The sequence below is a fragment of the Eubacterium sp. AF17-7 genome (assembly GCF_003461285.1).
In the GTDB taxonomy this organism is placed as follows: domain Bacteria; phylum Bacillota; class Clostridia; order Lachnospirales; family Lachnospiraceae; genus Eubacterium_U; species Eubacterium_U album.
Genome location: NZ_QTWU01000009.1, coordinates 55,100 through 72,820, shown reverse-complemented (window position 1 = coordinate 72,820; position 17,721 = coordinate 55,100). Strand labels below are relative to the sequence as shown.

Genomic DNA, 17,721 nt, shown 5'->3' with positions numbered 1-17,721 from the left:
TCTATTTCTTTCTGTTTATCAATTCATTAATAAGATTATTCAAGAACTCGTTTTTATAATTTAATTCATCTAATAAATTTAATGCATCATTAGAATAATCTTCAACTTTTTTCTTTGCGTCATCAATTCCCATTAAAGTCACATAAGTTGTTTTGTGATTCTTCTCATCGCTAAGAACCGGTTTTCCTAATTCTTCAGTTGTACTTGTAACGTCTAAAATATCATCCTGAATCTGGAATGCAAGTCCCACATTTCTTGCAATCTGTTCCATTTTTTTGATATCATCATCGGTTGCATTTCCAAGTATTGCACCTGTCATCATAGACGCCTCTATTAAAGCTGAAGTTTTCAACTTATATATAAAATTAATAGTATCTATATCCATAGGTCTTTCTTCATTTAAAACATCTACTGTCTGTCCGCCAATCATCCCATAAACACCTGCTTTTTTAGCGATTGTGCTCATGGCTTTTGCCATTTTTCCAGGCTGCTTGCTGTTAACAACAGCTTCAGACATAATTTCAAAAGCATAATTTAACAAGGCATCTCCTGCTAAAATAGCCATATCCTCACCAAACGCTATATGTGTTGTCTTTTTTCCACGTCTGTATTCGTCATTATCCATTGCTGGAAGATCATCATGCACCAATGAATATGTATGAATCATTTCCATTGCAGCCATAAACGGATACGCTTCTTCATCATTTCCACCAAATAGTCTGCATGATTCTAAAATAAGCATTGGACGAAGGCGCTTTCCTCCAGCTTCAACACTATAATTCATTGCTTCAAAAATTATTTTCTGAAGTCCTTCTTCTTTAGGGCAATACTGTTTAATAATATCTTCAATTTTGGAAATTTCAGTTTTTTTCTGTTCAGCATAATTATTCATCTTCACTACCACCTTCAATCACTTTCATTTCCTTTTCAACTTTATCTATCTTATCATTACAGTCTTTTATTAATTTTAATCCTTTTGAATATAAATCAAAAGATGTTTCTAATGTAACATCTTCTGACTCCATTTTTTCAATTATTTCTTCGAGTTTAGTAAAATTTTCTTCGATTGTACTTGCCTTACTCATTTATAAACTCCCTTTTTCTATTTTTTCTACGACACTTGTTACTTTTCCATCTTTAAGATTTAACAATACCTTTTCTCCTACATCAATCTGTCCGACAGAAGTAATAGTATGCAAATTATCATCAGTTATATACGCATATCCATTAGATAATTTATTTAATGGTGATAAACCGTTTAAGCGTTCTGCTAAAATTCCCAAAGTATGTTTATCATTTGTCAATTTATTTTTAAATAAATTCTCCATTTTAGTAAAAAGTTCATCTACGTATTGTTTCTTTGTTAACAGTTGATTTTTAGGACTTGCATAATTTACTCTTGCCTCATAATTTTTAACTAAAATTCTATTCTTTTGAATTTCTCTTTCAAGTTTATTTTCAAGAGTTCTTTTATATTGGAATAACTTATTTTTAAATTCATTATAATCAAAAACAGCTAATTCTGCAGCTGCTGATGGTGTTGGTGCTCGCAAATCAGCTACATAATCAGCTATTGTAGTATCTGTTTCATGCCCAACAGCTGATATTACCGGCGTTTTCATATTAAAAATTGTTCTTGCAACTGCTTCTTCATTAAACGCCCATAAATCTTCTATAGAACCACCACCACGTCCTACAATTATAACATCCATGTCCATTTCATCTAAATACCTAAGTCCTTGTACAATGCTTGCAGCTGCATTCTCGCCTTGTACGATTGCCGGATATAAATATAATTGAACATATGGATTACGTCTTGAAGATATATTTCTTATATCCTGAATAGCTGCTCCTGTACTTGCTGTGCATATTCCGATTTTTGTGGCATATTTAGGAATAGGCTGTTTGTACATAATGTCAAACATGCCCATTTCTTCTAATTCTTTCTTTAATTCTTCGTATTTCTGATAAAGTTGTCCTGCTCCATCTAGCATTATCTGTTTTGCATATACCTGATATGCTCCACTTTTTTCATATACTGAAACACTTCCAAGAACAATAACATCTTGTCCTTCTTTTAATGTAAAATTAAGTCCGCCTCTGTTACCTGCAAACATTACACCGGAAATAACACCACCTTTATCTTTTAGCGAAAAATAAATATGACCTGACGTATGATATTTACAATTACTTACTTCACCTTTTATATATATACTGTTCAAAACAAAATCCTGAGTAAACATATTTTTAATGTAAGAGTTTACCTGAGATACTGAATATACTGATTTCATTATTTACTCCTGAAATAACTTAGCTAAAATTCCATTAATAAATGCAGGTGCATTATCACTTCCATATTTCTTTGCTAATATAACAGCCTGATCAACTGCAACTTTTCCCGGAACTTCATCATCCATAGCCATTTCATAATATGCAAGTCTTAATATAGACAATTCAACTTTTCCCATTCTGTCAGTCTTCCAACCTACTGCGACTTCATCAATTGCTTTATCAATTTCAGGAATTGCATCAATTATTTTGTTAACTCTCTCTACTATATATTCTTTATCTTCAAATGGAATTAATTCTTCTACACTATCTTCACTAATAATCTTGTTAGTCTTTTCTCTTTCTTCATCTTCTAAAGATTCCATGTAAAGTTTATATTGTTCTCCCATTTCTTCCTTACTATGAAATTCTTTACAAAAAAGTAATTTAAATGTGTTTTCTCTTATTTCCGTTCTATTCATATCTGCCTCCTAAGTTTTAATTACTAAGCGAATATTTTCATAACCCAACTAGTATATCTATATAAATCATATCATGTCATACAATCATCAATCTATATCCCAAAAAAGGGTGTCATAAATGACACCCGCTTTTAAGGTATTATTATTTTACTTCTACACTTGCGATGTTGACATTGACTACATCGACATTCAATCCTGTCATATTCTCTACAGAGCTTTTAACCTTACTCTGAACTGCTTTAGAAGCTTCTAAAATATTTGTTCCATATTCCAGGTTTAATGATAAGTCGATAACCATGCTGTTTTCTGATACTGTAACCTTTACTCCCTTTGAAAGTTTCTTCATTCCAAGTTTAGCAACTATATCAGCTGTTATATTGCCTGCCATCGAAGCTACTCCTTCAACTTCCATTGCTGCAACAGCTGCAATCACTGCGATTACATCATCATTGATTTCAACTTCTCCAACTTCTCCACCTTCATATATAGTATAAGTAGTTCTCTTTTCTTCCATTTAAAGCCTCCTAATTATTTCATCTTTGTGCTTGTCACGTATAAGTATATCATTGCGGCAGTATTTTTACAACTTAATTTACTTACTTATGCGCAGGGGTTATTACAATTTTATCTGCGCTAATATCTGTTTTTCTTTTAATCGTTTCCTCTATTTGTGCCCTCTTCTGGTCTGTTATTTCCTGTTCATCTATAATTACATCTACCTGGCTATCCGAAAGCGTTACAATTACATTTGAAAAGCCTTTTGCCTCAAGCAATGTTTCTATTGTATTTTCCAACTCACTACTTTTGGTAATCTCAACCATTGCTTCTACTGCACTTGTTTTTTCTTTTTCACTTACTGTTTCGTCATTTATAACTTTTAACAATGTTTCTTTGTTTTTTGAGCGGATTTGTTCTCTGTCTATACGTGCCTGAATGATAAAATCCGTAAGCTTCGAACTGGTCATTACAGCTTCTCCCGGCTGAAGTGTTGTTTCTTCCACTGCTTCACCTGTTTCATTTTCATCGAGGCTTGCAATTTCTCCATTACTTAATATGTCATCAGTTCCATATGTAGACTCATATATTTCATTTGTGACTTCTTTGTTTTTGTCATTAAAATTTGAATCCGTATACTTAAGGTACCCTGCAATTACAATTAGTATTGCCAAAACTGTTACTATTATCTGATTCTTTTTAAATATTTTTTTCATGATTCCTCCTATCATTTCATTTCTGTTACCGATATTTTATGTGATTCAATATCAAATAATGCCTGAATTATACTAATAATATTATTTTTTATTTCACTATCAAAATTTCCTTTGATACACACTGCCACACCTTCAACCTGCGGATATAATTCTTTGACTACATATGGCTGTTCTCCATTCTCTCCATCTACTATTACTGTGTTGTTTTTTTTACTTTCTTTGCCCGTTTTGTTTGTTTCCCTTTCATCATTTTCAACAACAACTTCATTGTCTTCTTTAACGATTCTTTCTTCTGATGATTTTAAAGTAATCATCACTTTTGCCTTATTCACCCCCTTTATGTTTTTAACAAGTTCTTCAACTTCTTTTTCAATCTCATCTTTATATTCGTATTTCTGATTAAATGTATTTTTTTCTTCATACTGACTATGCCTTGCTTTATTTTCATTTACTTCATCTTTTTTTAAATAAGAACTTGCAATCAATAATACTCCTGCTATTCCAAGCATTATCCATTTTGTAAGTCCTATTTTTTTTATATTTTCATACAACTGCGAAAATAAATCATCTTTCAAAGTTCTCTCCTTCTAGAATTCTTTCATAAATTTTTGTTTCCATTTCATTTATTTTTTCATCAACCTGTAAATCATTATTTAATTCAAATGAAACATCATCCACTTTGTCATTAATTTCATTTAACAAAAAGTCAAAATTTAAAATAGGTTTTAGAATAACTATTATAAGTAATATTCCAATTAAAACTTTTATGTATTTTTTATAGTTTATGTTTGGCATAAAATCTAAAATCAGATTTGCAAAAAGACTAAAAAAAACTATCCCTTTTATATATCCTGCTAATTCTTCAAACATCCTTATCCTCCATTGCCGGTAGAAATACAAATTATTGCAATTGTAATAATAAATAAAAAGCCAACAACACTTATTCCTCTGTTTAATAGTTTTATTCCTTCACTTGTCTGCTTAATACAATTCAATATTCTTTTATCTGCAATTGGTTGTAATACTGCACCACTTATCTGAACTACAGCTGAATATGCAGTCATTTTCACCATTGGAACAATGCACACAAATACAATCAATATTATTGCAAGAACCCCGATACTGTTTTTTATTATTCCTACTGAACTCAATATTATCTGTGCTACTGCGTCAGTCCCATTTCCAACTATCGGTACATTTGAAATAATTTTCTTTGCTATATTATTTTTTGCTAAATCTGTTGTCGGCAGAATCAGACTTTGAATTAAATTAAGTCCGGTAACTGTCCCTAATATAAACTTATAAATAAAATTAATTGCTTTTTTTATCAAATCTGCCATACCTGACAAAAGATCTTCTTTTGAAATTGAATTAACCATGGATATTGCCATATATACTTTAAGCATAGGAAATACAATATTCAATATGACATCCTCTATTACTGCTATAAGTGTCATAATAAGACTATTGAAACCAAGTGCTGTTGCCTGACTTGTAATTCCCACCGCCAGCAAATATGTAGGAATTATTGCACCCATAAGCTGTAATATAAACAAAACAAGTTTTTCTCCAATTTCCATTGCAATTTGAAAAATATACATTAGTGTAGAAATCTGCAAAACATAGCAAGCATAAAATGCCATTTCATTAACGCCATTTTTAGATGATGAATACGAGAAATTAACAATCAATGCCGCAAATACTGTTGTAAATATGATAGTAATTATTACCTGTTTTATATCATTAAACTGATTTTCCAATTTATCTCTTACATTATCGATAATTATATTTACCGCAGCCATTACATTTCCCTTAGAAATTTCCTGTAACAGTTCATCTATATCAATGGAATACTTTTCACTCTGCATAACATTTTGTGTTTCTTTTAAATCGAAATCATCAAGTGTAATATATGTATTTGATTCAAATTCATTTGCATAAACGCTTTTACAGCAAATTATTCCTACAATTATTGAAACTAATATTATTCTTTTCATAACAGCAACCCATTTATACAATTAATTAACGATTCTAATATTGGAACACTTACTACAAGAATTGTAATTTTCCCATAAATTTGGATTTGATTTGACAATGCGCTATATCCGCTATCTTTAGCAATATCTGATACAAACTCGGCAATGTAAGATATTCCCATTATTTTGAGAAGAATTATAATTCGCTCGTCATTTATACCGGTATCATTAATTATTTTTTTCAATATTTCAACAACTTTAATTATTCCTGAAATAGAATAAAAAAATATAATTACACAGCCGACAATCATAATTACAACACTATATTCACTTTTAATATTTTTTAACTGCAGGGTCAGAATAACTATTATTATTCCTAAAACTCCAACGGTAAACATTTATAATTCGAACAGGTTTTTTATAGTATTAAAAAGCTCATATATATAAGGAATTATCCACATAAGAACCAGTATTAATCCTGCAAGACTTGTTAAAAAAGCCTGTTCCTCCCTTCCGCTGTGTTTTAATATTTGTCCTATTACTGAAACAATTATTCCAACTGCAGCAATTTTAAAAATTATACTTATATCCATAGCATCACCATTAAATTATCGTTATAACAATAAGTAAACCAAACATCGTGGCTACTGTTTTATAAAGTCTACATTTCTCATCCTTTTCTTTTTCAAGCTTGTCTATTTGCAATTGGATTTTTTCTAAATATAGATTCAGATTATTTATCTGAGTATCCTTGTCCGTTATTCCAAGCAAATTTCCCATATCCTTCAAATCATTTAAATCAGATGCTTCAAGACTGGTTTTCGTCTTAATTTCTTTTTCTACATTTTCGCACCATACATCTGTTATTTCTCTTTCAGTATTTCCATTCAAATCCTTAACTACACTTTCCAAAAACTCCTTTATAAATTCTTTGGAATTTTTGGATATTTTTGTAAAAACATAATCCAGATTCGAATTGTTATATTTAATTTCTCCACAAATAAAAATAATTGTTTTCTTTATTTCCTCAAGCTGTCTTAGTCGATTTAAATAATTCGAACTAATCTCTTTGCCCGACATGCAACCCGCTACAATTAAAAATGCTGCTCCAATAAACTTTATATACATTCATATTCTCCAATCTCTTCTATATAAATATATTTTTTAAACAAATCCTTATATTTTGTCACTTTTTCATTTACATTACTACCATGTGCTGTAGCAATAACACCAACCCCACTTTGCTTAGCAAAATATAAACCTTCTATATCTTCTTTATTTCCAATCTCATCAACAGCAATTATGTCGGGAGCCATTGCACGTATTGCCATGACTATTCCATCTTTTTTCTCAAATGCAGTCATAACATCTGTTCTTATTCCCAAATCATTTGTAGTCATTCCTTTATAACTTGCCGCAATTTCGCTTCGCTCATCAATTACAGATATATTGAACTTACCTTTATCACTTAAAAGCCTTATAATGTCCCTAAGTAATGTTGTTTTTCCTTTTCCGGGCTCTGATATAATTAAAGTATTTTTAAATATGTTATTTTTATATAATTTTTCATATAAATCGTTTGCACATCCAATAATTTCTTTTGCAGACCTGAAATTTAAATACGATACATTATTTATATATTTAATTTCATTATTTTCATAAACTGCTTCACCACAAATTCCAATTCGATGTCCACCCTTTACGGTAATAAATCCTTTTTTTATTGAATTTTCATATGCGTATGTAGAGAATTCCGTAATTATGTTAAATATCCGATTCATATCTGTATTTTCAATTTTAATTTCATCGATTACATATTCTTTTTTTATTGTCCTAACGCAAATCGGTTTATTTACCCTTATTCTAATTTCCAATATTTGCTCTATATCAGGCACTTTATTTTTTATTTCTGAGGCTATTTTTTGTGGCAAATACTCTAATACATTCTTTCTTTCATTTCCCATATTGAATTATATGAGGACATGCCACAATTATGCTATTTACTTTTTTTAATTTGGACTTTAAAATGGATTTATGTTATATATATATAAATTTATTTTTTGCATCTGATTAGTATAATCCTTTATTAGGATTACATTTATTACTTGCAATGGAATGGAGATTTTTATGAAAAAAAAGTTTTTAAAAACATTATGTTTAACAGCACTTGGAATTTTTATATGTTCCACTATAACAATGGCTGAGGAAATTACTACTTCTGCAGTTATACCTGAAACATCAACAACGGTTATTTCAACTACAGACACTACTGTAGCATCTACTACAAATACACCTACAGACGCTACTATAGTTAAGAAAAAGCCTAAAATTAAATCTACGATAAAAAAGATTTCACTTAACAAAACTGTTTTAAGATTAAACAAAAAGGATTCCCGTAGTCTTAAAGCACTTTATACTGACAAGAAAAAAGAAGGCATAATCTGGGTTAGCAAAAATCCATCTATTGCTAAAGTCAACAAAAAAGGCGTTGTTACAGGAAAGAAAAAGGGCACTACATATGTTTACTGTATGTCTAAGTCCAAAAAAGTTAAAGCCAAATGCAAGGTTGTTGTCGGAAATTTTAAATATATGGCTGTAACATTTGATGACGGTCCAAGTCCATACACAAAAAAATTAGTTGATTCGCTAAAAAAATATAATTATAATTCAACATTTTTTGTTGTTGGTCAGTATGTAACTGCTAAAAAATCTGTTTTAAAAGAATCTTTTAACAACGGAAATGAAATCGGAAGTCATTCATATGACCATGCTAAATTAACCAGTTTATCAGAATCAGATATTAAATCTGAATTTAACAAAACTAAATCTGTGGTTAAATCTGCAATCGGAATCTATCCTACACTTATAAGACCTCCATATGGAAGTTTTAATGACACTGTATCAAAACTTGCAGATGTTCCTATGATTTACTGGTCTGTAGATACTCTGGACTGGAAAAATAGAAATGTTAACTATGTATATAAAGAAATTATTAAAAGCGCTGACAAAGGAGAAATAATTCTTCTTCACGACTCACATCCTACATCTGTAGACGGATTCATTAAAGCTTTGCCTGAATTAAACAAAAAAGGCTATGAACTTGTAACTGTCAGTGAATTATTCAAATTAAATAAAAAGAACTTAAAACCTGGAACAATGTATTATAATTGCTATTAAATTAAATATTGCATCATTTATCTTGTTATATTTTCTAAACTAAACAAGTACCCTCTAGAGATTGTTTCATATTATACGGTTTGAAACGTGCGTCGCAGGGCGTACAATTAACAAAATGCGTAGTGCTTAATTTACACTACGCATTTTTATAATCTATAAATTAATTTGTCTAATCTGAGAGTCTAATCTGATAACAATAAACTTAATTTGTACTGAAATGAATCAATCTGACTATTCTGAATATTTAAAGCTTCATTTATTGAATAGTCTATAAGCTTATCATCTTTTATAGCAACAATTCTGTTCTTATTGCCATTCACCAATATTTCCACGGCATAAGCCCCCATTAATGAACCATACATTCTATCCTTAGCTGATGGTTGTCCACCACGCTGGATATATCCTAATACTGAGACTCTTGATTCAATACCCGTTTTTTTCTTTATTAAATCAGCAAGTTCATTGGCATCTGTTACTCCTTCAGCAACCACAACTAAATAACTGTTTCTTCCATCTTCATGTCGTCTCTTTATCGCATCTGTTACATTATTATAATTGCCATCCCATTTTTCAGGTAAAATAATAGCATCGGCTGATGTTGCCATTCCTGCCCACAAAGCGATATATCCGCGTTTTCTTCCCATTACTTCTACAACGCTACATCTACCATGCGAAATAGATGAATCGCGGATTTTATCAATTGCTTCTGTCGCAGTATTTGCAGCAGTATCAAATCCTAACGTATATTCACTACATGAAACATCTCTATCAATTGTTCCTGGAATACAAGCAATGTTTATTCCTTCTTTTTCAAAATCAATTGCACCCCTTAAAGTTCCATCTCCGCCGATTGCCACAACAGCATCAACATTATTTTTTCTCAAATTATCTGCGGCCTGTTTTCTAAATTTTTCATCTAAAAATCTTTCGCTTCTGCTTGTGTATAAAATTGTGCCTCCACGATTGTTTATATTTCTAACATCATCAGGCTCTAATTTTATAGTTTCCCAATCTATAAGTCCTTCGTATCCTCTAAAAATTCCAACTACTTCTATTCCAAAACGCGCCGCACTAAATACAACTGCTCTTATAGCTGAATTCATTCCCGGTGCATCTCCTCCACTTGTTAAAACTGCAATTTTTTTAATTTCACTCATTTTATTTTTCTCCTCTAAATTAACTATATTACGTATACATTCTCTTCATATATTATCCTATTTTTCACTATCTATTATTAGTACTAAGCATAAAAAAGCTCTTGCATTTTATATCTATTAATGCAAGAGCTTTTATTTTATATTTATTCTTCATATATACTCTGATATATATTCTCAATAAGTTCATCTATCAATGCCTCATCAGCATCCTCAAATTCATGCATCAATATGTTTTTTATTACCTCAGCACGGTTGAAAAATAATATTTCTACATGATCATCCTGTGGTACTTCTTTATCAATTATTTCTTTTGTTATGTTTTCTTTTGCAAATTGATTAATTTTATTTATAAGTTTATCCTCAATGTCAGCCTCAATTTTAACTTTTTTAGCATGCATAAATGATACAATTCCGGCAGCAAGGAATATTATAAACATTCCTCCTAAAACAGAATTAAACAACCATTTAGTCTGACTTGATATTGGAAATTTAATAACATTAATCCATTGAAGAATCATAACAAAAAGTCCAACTCCACCAACTAAAATCAATGTATATGCTGATGACTTTACATCTTCATATTTATCTGATAATTTCTGATATGTCTTTGCAGAACTCATAAATCTGCTTTCTTCATCTTCTTTGTCAACTGATACATTTCCATCCTCTAAAGATTCATATGTTTCGCCTAAATTAGCATTCTCTAATTCAGCATTAATTATATTCTCATTATCCATAATTTCTTCATCAGACTCATTAGTTATATCATCTAAGTTGTCTACTAAATCGCAACCACATTCGTTGCATTTTTTTATTCCATCTACAAATTCGTATTTACATTTTGGGCAAAATGGCATTTACATTTCCTCCGTATACCGTATAATGATATTTACGGATTGTTTCGCACTTCGTGCTTTCTCAATCCTAAAACATTTACTTTTATTGTATAATGATATTTACGGATTGTTTCGCACTTCGTGCTTTCTCAATCCTAAAAACATTCGGATTTCGCCCTATCGGGCTACTTCCTCATGTTTTACGGATACCATAAATGTGAGTTTTTTTGTGCAAGCACAAAAAACTCCCGCTTCGGTATCCTTATATCATTATACTCTATTATTTGTTTTTGAACAAGGTGAAAGGATTTTAAATATGAAAATTACACTCATTACTGTTGGCAAAATTAAAGAAAATTTTTATAAAGATGCAATTGCTGAATATTCTAAACGTCTTTCAAGATATTGTAAATTAAATATTGTTGAAGTTGCCGATGAAAAAACAATCGAAAACAGTTCCGATACAGAAATTAATTTAATTAAGGAAAAAGAAGCTGAACGAATTTTAAAGCACGTTCCAGACAACGCATATGTTATTACTTTAGAAATTTTAGGAAAGCAATTGGATTCCGTTGAATTATCTAAAAAGATTAATTCACTGGGAATAACCGGTGAAAGTCATATTATTTTTATTATTGGCGGTTCTTTAGGCTTACATGAAAGTGTTTCTAAACGTTCTGATTTTAAATTAAGCTTTTCAAAAATGACTTTTCCACACCAACTAATGCGTGTAATTTTATTAGAACAAATATACAGAAGTTACAGAATCATAAATAATGAACCTTATCACAAATAAATCATAAACAAAGTTTGCGACACTTCATTCTTAAATTTGACATTTGAAAACTAAATTTTATAAAAGTAAATTATTCTACACAAAAATATAAAAAGCAGCGAGCCTTAACTCACTGCTTTTTAGTATATATATATCAAAAATTAATCTTAAAATGATTTATATAAAACACTTTTATAATTCCATTAGTCTTTATAACACTTTTGATAAAAAGTCTTTTAATCTCTGGTTCTTTGGATGTTCAAATATTTCTTCCGGAGTACCTTCTTCAATTATTCTTCCCGCATCCATAAATATAACTCTTGTTGCAACTTCTCTAGCAAATGCCATTTCATGTGTAACAACAGCCATTGTCATTCCTCTGCGTGCTAAATCCTTCATAACACTTAAAACTTCACCTACCATTTCAGGATCAAGTGCTGATGTAGGTTCATCAAAAAGCATTACTTCAGGATCCATACACAAAGCTCTTGCAATTGCAATTCTTTGTTTCTGTCCACCTGATAACTGTTTTGGATACGCCTCAGCACGATCAGCTAAATTAACAACTTCAAGAAGTTCCTTTGCCTTAGCCTCGGCTTCTTCTTTGTTTTTAATTTTGAGTTTTGTTGGTGCTATAGTCATATTCTTCATTACAGTCATATGAGGGAAAAGATTAAAATGCTGGAATACCATTCCCATTTTCTGTCTGTGTTTATCTATATTAGTTTTCTTCCCTAAAAGATTTTCACCTTCAAATATAATTTCTCCATCTGTAGGTATCTCTAAAAGGTTTAAACAACGGAGCATTGTACTTTTACCACTACCTGAAGGTCCGATAATAACTACAACTTCTCCTTCGTTAATTGTAAGATTAATACCATCTAAAGCTTTGATAACTTCACCTTTGTAGTATTTCTTTACATCTTTCACAACAATTAAAGGCTGACTATTATCTTTCATCATTTCTTAGTCTCCTTTCTAATCTTCCAACTAAATAAGTAAAGAACATTACCATTACCAAATAAATAACAGCAACTGTTATAAGTGGCATAAACGCACTATATGTTCTACTACGAATAATATCTCCACCCTTTGTTAAATCCTGGAGAGCAACATAACCTGCAACTGATGTTTCCTTTAATAAAACAATAAATTCATTTGCAAGGGCAGGTAAAATATTCTTAAATGCCTGTGGAAGAATAATATAAATCATTGTCTGAATGTAATTAAATCCTAAGCTTCTTCCTGCCTCAAACTGACCTCTGTCAATTGCCATAATACCACTTCTAATTATCTCAGCAACATATGCACCAGAATTAATTCCAAATGACAAAATAGCAATAGGTACTTTATTATTTGATGTTGAAAAAATTACATAATACATAATCATTAACTGAACAACTACCGGTGTTCCTCTGATTACTGTTAAATAAATTTTTGCTACTAAGTTTAAAATCTTTAATACTGCCTTACCGACTTTAGATTTCATACTTTCATAATTTGTATCATAAGTAGAACGGATAATAGCTATTACCGAACCTAAAACAATACCTAAAATAACTGCAAAGAATGTAACTTCGAGAGTTATTTTCAAACCGTCAGTCAAATATTTCCAACGGTTATCCTTTATAAAATTAAGTACAAAATCATCTTTTATGTCAGCCATAGAAAAAGCTTTAATAATAAAATTCTCCATTGTTTCTCCTATAAAATATGTAATGCCCCCGCCCTTCGGTCAGCGGCTATTCATCGGAAACATTTACATAAAATGAACTACGTTCATTTTGTTTCCCCGTTACTAATTATTCAGCATTAATATATTTGTCAAGGATTTCCTGAACCTTTCCTTCATCCTTTAATTCTTTTAATGCTCCATTTATTTTTTCTGTTAATTTATCATTTCCTTTTTTAATAGCAATAGCATAATCTTCTGTTACATACTCTGTATCAAGAATTTTTAATCCTTCGTTTGCAGCTACAAATTCTTTTGCCGGCTGATTATCAATAACTACACAGTCAATCTTTCCTGCGATTAAAGCCTGAACAGCATCTGCACCTTTGTTAAATCTTTCAACTGTTCCTAATTTTTTACCTTCGATATCATCTGTACAATAAATATCACCTGTTGTTCCACTCTGTACACCTATTGAATGATTTGCCCCATCTGCAAATAAGTCATCAACTGTAGTAATATCTGAACCTTCTTTTACAATAACAACCTGAACACCTGTTGCGTAACTGTCCGTAAAGTTAACATTTTTAAGTCTGTCTTCTGTTACTGTCATTCCTGCAATACCAACATCTGCTTTTCCACTCTGTACTGCTGTAATGATTGAATCAAAGTTCATATCTTCAACCTGTAATTTAAGGTCTAATTTGTCAGCAATTGCCTGCGCTATTTCTACATCAATACCTGTAACTTCACCGTCATCTCCATAATATTCATATGGTGGGAATTCTGCGTTTGTTCCCATAATTAACTTGTCTTCATTAACTGTTCCATTAGTTGTTTCTGATTTTTTACTTCCACATGCTGTAAACATTGATACAGCTAAAATTGCTGAAAGTGCTACTACTAATACTTTTTTCATTTGAATTTCCTCCTAAATAATATGTATTGCCCCCGCCCTTCGGTCGATGGCTATTCGTCGGAAACATTTACATAAAATGAACTTGGTTCATTTTGTTTCCTCCTATTTTTACAATAGGTTTATTATACTTAAGACAATATAATTTTGCAACTATATTGAACTTATCATATTAATCTGTTGCTAACTGATTATGTATTCTTTATTGGCAACTGTGCAAGAACAATTGCAGCAAACATACATATACAGCCATATATTTCACGCTGAGTCAACTGCTGATTTAAAATTAAAAGCCCTGCAATTGCAGATACAACTGACTCTAAACTCAAAATTAAAGATGCAACCGTTGGATTAACATTTCTTTGTCCTACAACCTGTAATGTATATCCAATTCCAGTTGAAACAATGCCTGCATACAATATCGGCTGCCATGCAGCTAATATATATTGAACCTGTGGCTGTTCTGCTGTCATCATAAACACACCACTTAAAATGCCACATACAAAAAACTGAACACATGATATTTTTACCGGATCTGCTTTTGTATTGAAATAATCAATTACCAAAATATGAAGGGCAAACATTAATGCACATATAATTTCATATATATCGCCTTTGGCAATTGTAAATGAGTCAGAAGAAATCGACAACAAATAAATTCCTACAACTGCTAATACAACTCCAAGCCAAATATGTATTCCTGTTTTCTTTCTTAAAAACATAGTTGACAATACAGGTACTAACACTATGTACATTGCTGTGAGAAATCCTGCTTTTCCGACCTCAGTATATTGAATTCCTATCTGTTGAAATGTCATCCCACCAAAAAGGCATAATCCACAACACAATCCTCCAATAAATACTGCTTCCGTACTCTTTTTTGATTTCTTACTTCCTTTACCCATAACCATAATATATATGGCTAAAAATATGCCTCCAACAATACATCTGGAAAAGTTAAATGTAAATGGCTGAACAAAATTCATACCAACACTCTGTGCTACAAATCCGCTTCCCCAAATTATTGCCGTAAGAAGTAACAACAACGGATTAATTATTTTATCCTTCATAATTTTCTCCTAAAAACAAAAATTACTTTATACATACATATAGGGAGCCTCTATTGAAGCCCCCTTTGTCTTCATTAAATATTCGGAAGAGTGTCTATATATTCCCTAAACACTTTCCAATTTCCTTTTTTATATTGAGAAATATCTTTTTTCTTACTGTTGATTAGACATTCATTAAGTAAAAATACATCCATGCCAATTTCTAATGCACACATGTCTTCATCTACATCATTACCAACCATCAGACAATCTTCAGCATCCTTATCTAATGTCTTTAGCAAATGTCTGTAGTAACTCAGATTAGGTTTGCTAAAGCACGAATTCTCATATGTAGTAACATGCAAAAATTCATCCGGTTCAAATCCTGCCCAACTAAGTCTTTCATATGTTGCAACCTGCGGATATAAAGGATTAGTTGCTACAACAATCTGATATCCTTTACTTTTAAGTAAATCAACACATTCATTAGCAAGACTGTCAGGTCTTGTATTAAATCTTGCCACCTGAAAATCACTCTTGTAAAACTTAGTCATTTCTCTTTCTATCTTAATTCTTTTTCTACGTTCTAATTTTTTCCCGTCGTCCGAAAAATATTTTTCAAAAACATTCCAAAAACATTCTTCATTTGTTATGTAGCCTTCGTTAGCAACCATGGCTTTTGTTCCGGCCCATAAACATTTTTTAATCTTCTCAGGATCAAATCCTAACGTTTCAAATCTTGACTCTAACGCCTTAAAATATGTATCCATAAAATCATCCATATTCATCGGTAAAAGCGTTCCGTCTAAATCAAACAGTACTGTATTCATATTTTTCCTTTTATTTATTCATCCCAATTGTGGAAAACTTCCTGTACGTCATCATCTTCATCTAATAAGTCGATAATTCTATTCATCTTCTTAATAGATTCTTCGTCAGTAAGTGTTACATAATTCTGTGGAATCATTGTAACTTCTGCTTCTGTCATCTTAACACCAGCTGCTTCTAATGCTTCTCTTACTGCACTAAATTCTTCAGGCTGAGTAAGAACTTCATAGCATTCTTCTTCATCTGAGAAATCTTCTGCACCTGCATCAAGTGCAATCATCATTAACTCATCTGCTTCCATATCACATTCTTCTTTGTCAATTATAATCTGACCTTTTTTATCGAACATAAAAGATACACATCCCTGAGTTCCAACGTTTCCGCCACCTTTAGTAAATGCATTTCTGACATTAGCTGCTGTCCTATTTTTATTATCTGTTAACGCATCAACGATAATAGCTGTTCCGTTAGGACCATATCCTTCGTATGTAACTGATTCATAATTAACTGCATTAACGTTACCTGCAGCCTTCTTAATTCCACGTTCAATTGTATCGTTAGGCATATTGTTAGCCTTAGCCTTAGCAATAACATCACGAAGCTTACTGTTATTATCCGGATCAGCTCCGCCTTCCTTTACTGCAACTGCAATTTCTTTACCAATGATGGTAAACATCTTTCCTTTTGCTGCGTCATTTTTTTCTTTTTTATGCTTAATATTAGCAAATTTTGAATGTCCTGACATTTATATATCCTCTCTTCCGTATTTATAACTTATAACAGGATTTAATCCTGATTTTCATTGTGTATTAATCAAAACACACACTATAAAAATATATCATTTTATCTATTATTAGTCAACTTTTGCAAATTATGTATTGAGTTCTAAACTTATAGCTAATGCCTCATTGACTGCACTTAAGATTTCATCATCTAAATGACATACCTTATCCTTCAATCTTTTTTTATCTATCGTTCTTAACTGTTCTAATAAAATAACTGAATCTTTTATTATATTATACTTATGCGAATCAACCTCAACATGAGTTGGCAGTTTCGCCTTATTCATCTTTGACGTAATTGCTGCAATAATAACAGTCGGGCTGTGTTTATTTCCTGTATCATTCTGAATAATAAGCACAGGTCTTATTCCACCCTGTTCTGACCCAATTACAGGTCTTAAGTCAGCGTAATAAATATCACCACGTCTAATAACCATATCCACACTCCAAAAAATAGATTGTGTTAACACAATTATATTATTCCACTTTTCAAAATGTGTATTCATTTTTGGAAAAATTTATATAAATAAAATATTCTAACATTTTTATTCATAAAAAAATGTCCTCCACCTATATACTTTATCGGCAGAAG

At 31.1% G+C, this 17,721-nt stretch carries 24 protein-coding genes; 2 read left to right on the top strand and 22 right to left on the bottom strand.

Translation table 11 applies throughout. The features are described from left to right. Position 1 precedes the first annotated feature (1 nt). The 13 genes from DWW96_RS09105 to DWW96_RS09045 all read right to left on the bottom strand — a co-directional run bounded on the left by DWW96_RS09105 (position 2) and on the right by DWW96_RS09045 (position 7,901). Positions 2-892 (bottom strand): polyprenyl synthetase family protein, encoded by an 891-nt coding sequence (locus DWW96_RS09105; protein ID WP_022089025.1) that lies wholly within the window; start codon positions 890-892, stop codon positions 2-4. Further along, positions 885-1,085: an exodeoxyribonuclease VII small subunit gene (gene xseB / locus DWW96_RS09100; RefSeq protein WP_022089024.1), complete on the bottom strand. Its 201-nt coding sequence runs from the start codon at positions 1,083-1,085 to the stop codon at positions 885-887. Before xseB ends, DWW96_RS09105 begins: the two co-directional genes overlap by 8 nt. After that, positions 1,086-2,291, bottom strand: coding sequence for an exodeoxyribonuclease VII large subunit (gene xseA, locus DWW96_RS09095; RefSeq protein WP_022089023.1), 1,206 nt, complete (start codon positions 2,289-2,291; stop codon positions 1,086-1,088). Between the two features lie 3 nt (positions 2,292-2,294). After that, complete coding sequence (nusB, locus tag DWW96_RS09090) at positions 2,295-2,750, bottom strand: transcription antitermination factor NusB (RefSeq protein WP_022089022.1); 456 nt, start codon at positions 2,748-2,750, stop codon at positions 2,295-2,297. A 142-nt stretch (positions 2,751-2,892) separates the two neighbouring features. Continuing rightward, complete coding sequence (locus DWW96_RS09085; protein WP_022089021.1) at positions 2,893-3,264, bottom strand: Asp23/Gls24 family envelope stress response protein; 372 nt, start codon at positions 3,262-3,264, stop codon at positions 2,893-2,895. Between the two features lie 82 nt (positions 3,265-3,346). Next, positions 3,347-3,961 carry a SpoIIIAH-like family protein gene (locus DWW96_RS09080; protein ID WP_022089020.1) on the bottom strand — a complete coding sequence of 205 codons (615 nt, stop codon included), beginning with the start codon at positions 3,959-3,961 and terminating at the stop codon, positions 3,347-3,349. Between the two features lie 11 nt (positions 3,962-3,972). Next, entirely contained in the window at positions 3,973-4,536 is a 564-nt protein-coding gene (locus DWW96_RS09075; RefSeq protein ID WP_117910190.1) for a hypothetical protein, read from the bottom strand. Continuing rightward, positions 4,526-4,831: a stage III sporulation protein AF gene (locus DWW96_RS09070; protein ID WP_022089018.1), complete on the bottom strand. Its 306-nt coding sequence runs from the start codon at positions 4,829-4,831 to the stop codon at positions 4,526-4,528. The genes DWW96_RS09075 and DWW96_RS09070 overlap by 11 nt, the downstream gene beginning before the upstream one ends. A gap of 2 nt (positions 4,832-4,833) precedes the next feature. Next, complete coding sequence (locus tag DWW96_RS09065) at positions 4,834-5,958, bottom strand: stage III sporulation protein AE (protein WP_117910189.1); 1,125 nt, start codon at positions 5,956-5,958, stop codon at positions 4,834-4,836. Continuing rightward, complete coding sequence (locus DWW96_RS09060; protein ID WP_117910188.1) at positions 5,955-6,335, bottom strand: SpoIIIAC/SpoIIIAD family protein; 381 nt, start codon at positions 6,333-6,335, stop codon at positions 5,955-5,957. Before DWW96_RS09060 ends, DWW96_RS09065 begins: the two co-directional genes overlap by 4 nt. Further along, entirely contained in the window at positions 6,336-6,530 is a 195-nt protein-coding gene (gene spoIIIAC, locus DWW96_RS09055; RefSeq protein WP_117910187.1) for a stage III sporulation protein AC, read from the bottom strand. A 10-nt stretch (positions 6,531-6,540) separates the two neighbouring features. Then, a complete protein-coding gene (locus DWW96_RS09050) occupies positions 6,541-7,065 on the bottom strand; it encodes a stage III sporulation protein AB (protein ID WP_117910186.1) in 525 nt (174 codons plus the stop codon). Then, complete coding sequence (locus DWW96_RS09045) at positions 7,056-7,901, bottom strand: ATPase, T2SS/T4P/T4SS family (RefSeq protein ID WP_117910185.1); 846 nt, start codon at positions 7,899-7,901, stop codon at positions 7,056-7,058. The genes DWW96_RS09050 and DWW96_RS09045 overlap by 10 nt, the downstream gene beginning before the upstream one ends. A 163-nt stretch (positions 7,902-8,064) precedes the next feature. Here DWW96_RS09045 and DWW96_RS09040 point away from each other — a divergent pair, with 163 nt between their 5' ends. After that, positions 8,065-9,114 carry a polysaccharide deacetylase family protein gene (locus DWW96_RS09040; RefSeq protein ID WP_158562677.1) on the top strand — a complete coding sequence of 350 codons (1,050 nt, stop codon included), beginning with the start codon at positions 8,065-8,067 and terminating at the stop codon, positions 9,112-9,114. A gap of 182 nt (positions 9,115-9,296) precedes the next feature. On the opposite strand, the gene DWW96_RS09035 is transcribed toward DWW96_RS09040, so the two are convergent. Then, positions 9,297-10,271, bottom strand: coding sequence for an ATP-dependent 6-phosphofructokinase (locus DWW96_RS09035; protein ID WP_117910183.1), 975 nt, complete (start codon positions 10,269-10,271; stop codon positions 9,297-9,299). A gap of 143 nt (positions 10,272-10,414) precedes the next feature. Then, entirely contained in the window at positions 10,415-11,128 is a 714-nt protein-coding gene (locus DWW96_RS09030; RefSeq protein ID WP_022089010.1) for a hypothetical protein, read from the bottom strand. Between the two features lie 295 nt (positions 11,129-11,423). Here DWW96_RS09030 and rlmH point away from each other — a divergent pair, with 295 nt between their 5' ends. Continuing rightward, positions 11,424-11,903, top strand: coding sequence for a 23S rRNA (pseudouridine(1915)-N(3))-methyltransferase RlmH (gene rlmH, locus DWW96_RS09025; RefSeq protein WP_117910182.1), 480 nt, complete (start codon positions 11,424-11,426; stop codon positions 11,901-11,903). Between the two features lie 189 nt (positions 11,904-12,092). On the opposite strand, the gene DWW96_RS09020 is transcribed toward rlmH, so the two are convergent. From DWW96_RS09020 to DWW96_RS08990, 7 genes are all read right to left on the bottom strand, one after another. Next, a complete protein-coding gene (locus DWW96_RS09020) occupies positions 12,093-12,845 on the bottom strand; it encodes an amino acid ABC transporter ATP-binding protein (protein ID WP_336306365.1) in 753 nt (250 codons plus the stop codon). Then, the gene (locus DWW96_RS09015) at positions 12,832-13,548 is read right to left on the bottom strand and encodes an amino acid ABC transporter permease (protein WP_117910202.1); all 717 of its coding nucleotides are present in this window, start codon (positions 13,546-13,548) and stop codon (positions 12,832-12,834) included. Before DWW96_RS09015 ends, DWW96_RS09020 begins: the two co-directional genes overlap by 14 nt. Positions 13,549-13,684: 136 nt before the next feature. Next, on the bottom strand, positions 13,685-14,473 hold the full coding sequence (locus tag DWW96_RS09010; RefSeq protein WP_117910181.1) for a transporter substrate-binding domain-containing protein: 789 nt from the start codon (positions 14,471-14,473) through the stop codon (positions 13,685-13,687). Between the two features lie 188 nt (positions 14,474-14,661). Next, positions 14,662-15,540: a DMT family transporter gene (locus tag DWW96_RS09005; protein ID WP_199522688.1), complete on the bottom strand. Its 879-nt coding sequence runs from the start codon at positions 15,538-15,540 to the stop codon at positions 14,662-14,664. Positions 15,541-15,614: 74 nt separating this feature from the next. After that, positions 15,615-16,349 carry an HAD-IA family hydrolase gene (locus DWW96_RS09000; protein ID WP_022089106.1) on the bottom strand — a complete coding sequence of 245 codons (735 nt, stop codon included), beginning with the start codon at positions 16,347-16,349 and terminating at the stop codon, positions 15,615-15,617. 14 nt (positions 16,350-16,363) lie between these two features. Continuing rightward, positions 16,364-17,092 (bottom strand): YebC/PmpR family DNA-binding transcriptional regulator, encoded by a 729-nt coding sequence (locus DWW96_RS08995; protein ID WP_022089105.1) that lies wholly within the window; start codon positions 17,090-17,092, stop codon positions 16,364-16,366. 126 nt (positions 17,093-17,218) lie between these two features. Further along, the gene (locus tag DWW96_RS08990; RefSeq protein WP_022089104.1) at positions 17,219-17,566 is read right to left on the bottom strand and encodes a type II toxin-antitoxin system PemK/MazF family toxin; all 348 of its coding nucleotides are present in this window, start codon (positions 17,564-17,566) and stop codon (positions 17,219-17,221) included. Positions 17,567-17,721 lie beyond the last annotated feature (155 nt).

Bases quoted from the DNA above. Each gene is read 5' to 3' on its own strand.
- DWW96_RS09050 (WP_117910186.1), bottom strand. From the start codon at position 7,065: ATGTATATAAAGTTTATTGGAGCAGCATTTTTAATTGTAGCGGGTTGC.
- DWW96_RS09065 (WP_117910189.1), bottom strand. From the start codon at position 5,958: ATGAAAAGAATAATATTAGTTTCAATAATTGTAGGAATAATTTGCTGT.
- DWW96_RS09045 (WP_117910185.1), bottom strand. From the start codon at position 7,901: ATGGGAAATGAAAGAAAGAATGTATTAGAGTATTTGCCACAAAAAATA.
- nusB (WP_022089022.1), bottom strand. From the start codon at position 2,750: ATGAATAGAACGGAAATAAGAGAAAACACATTTAAATTACTTTTTTGT.
- rlmH (WP_117910182.1), top strand. From the start codon at position 11,424: ATGAAAATTACACTCATTACTGTTGGCAAAATTAAAGAAAATTTTTAT.
- DWW96_RS08990 (WP_022089104.1), bottom strand. From the start codon at position 17,566: ATGGTTATTAGACGTGGTGATATTTATTACGCTGACTTAAGACCTGTA.
- DWW96_RS09035 (WP_117910183.1), bottom strand. From the start codon at position 10,271: ATGAGTGAAATTAAAAAAATTGCAGTTTTAACAAGTGGAGGAGATGCA.
- DWW96_RS09105 (WP_022089025.1), bottom strand. From the start codon at position 892: ATGAATAATTATGCTGAACAGAAAAAAACTGAAATTTCCAAAATTGAA.
- DWW96_RS09015 (WP_117910202.1), bottom strand. From the start codon at position 13,548: ATGGCTGACATAAAAGATGATTTTGTACTTAATTTTATAAAGGATAAC.
- DWW96_RS09020 (WP_336306365.1), bottom strand. From the start codon at position 12,845: ATGATGAAAGATAATAGTCAGCCTTTAATTGTTGTGAAAGATGTAAAG.
- DWW96_RS09010 (WP_117910181.1), bottom strand. From the start codon at position 14,473: ATGAAAAAAGTATTAGTAGTAGCACTTTCAGCAATTTTAGCTGTATCA.
- DWW96_RS09040 (WP_158562677.1), top strand. From the start codon at position 8,065: ATGAAAAAAAAGTTTTTAAAAACATTATGTTTAACAGCACTTGGAATT.
- DWW96_RS09030 (WP_022089010.1), bottom strand. From the start codon at position 11,128: ATGCCATTTTGCCCAAAATGTAAATACGAATTTGTAGATGGAATAAAA.
- xseB (WP_022089024.1), bottom strand. From the start codon at position 1,085: ATGAGTAAGGCAAGTACAATCGAAGAAAATTTTACTAAACTCGAAGAA.
- DWW96_RS09000 (WP_022089106.1), bottom strand. From the start codon at position 16,349: ATGAATACAGTACTGTTTGATTTAGACGGAACGCTTTTACCGATGAAT.
- DWW96_RS09070 (WP_022089018.1), bottom strand. From the start codon at position 4,831: ATGTTTGAAGAATTAGCAGGATATATAAAAGGGATAGTTTTTTTTAGT.
- DWW96_RS09080 (WP_022089020.1), bottom strand. From the start codon at position 3,961: ATGAAAAAAATATTTAAAAAGAATCAGATAATAGTAACAGTTTTGGCA.
- DWW96_RS09005 (WP_199522688.1), bottom strand. From the start codon at position 15,540: ATGAAGGATAAAATAATTAATCCGTTGTTGTTACTTCTTACGGCAATA.
- DWW96_RS09060 (WP_117910188.1), bottom strand. From the start codon at position 6,335: ATGTTTACCGTTGGAGTTTTAGGAATAATAATAGTTATTCTGACCCTG.
- DWW96_RS08995 (WP_022089105.1), bottom strand. From the start codon at position 17,092: ATGTCAGGACATTCAAAATTTGCTAATATTAAGCATAAAAAAGAAAAA.
- spoIIIAC (WP_117910187.1), bottom strand. From the start codon at position 6,530: ATGGATATAAGTATAATTTTTAAAATTGCTGCAGTTGGAATAATTGTT.
- xseA (WP_022089023.1), bottom strand. From the start codon at position 2,291: ATGAAATCAGTATATTCAGTATCTCAGGTAAACTCTTACATTAAAAAT.
- DWW96_RS09085 (WP_022089021.1), bottom strand. From the start codon at position 3,264: ATGGAAGAAAAGAGAACTACTTATACTATATATGAAGGTGGAGAAGTT.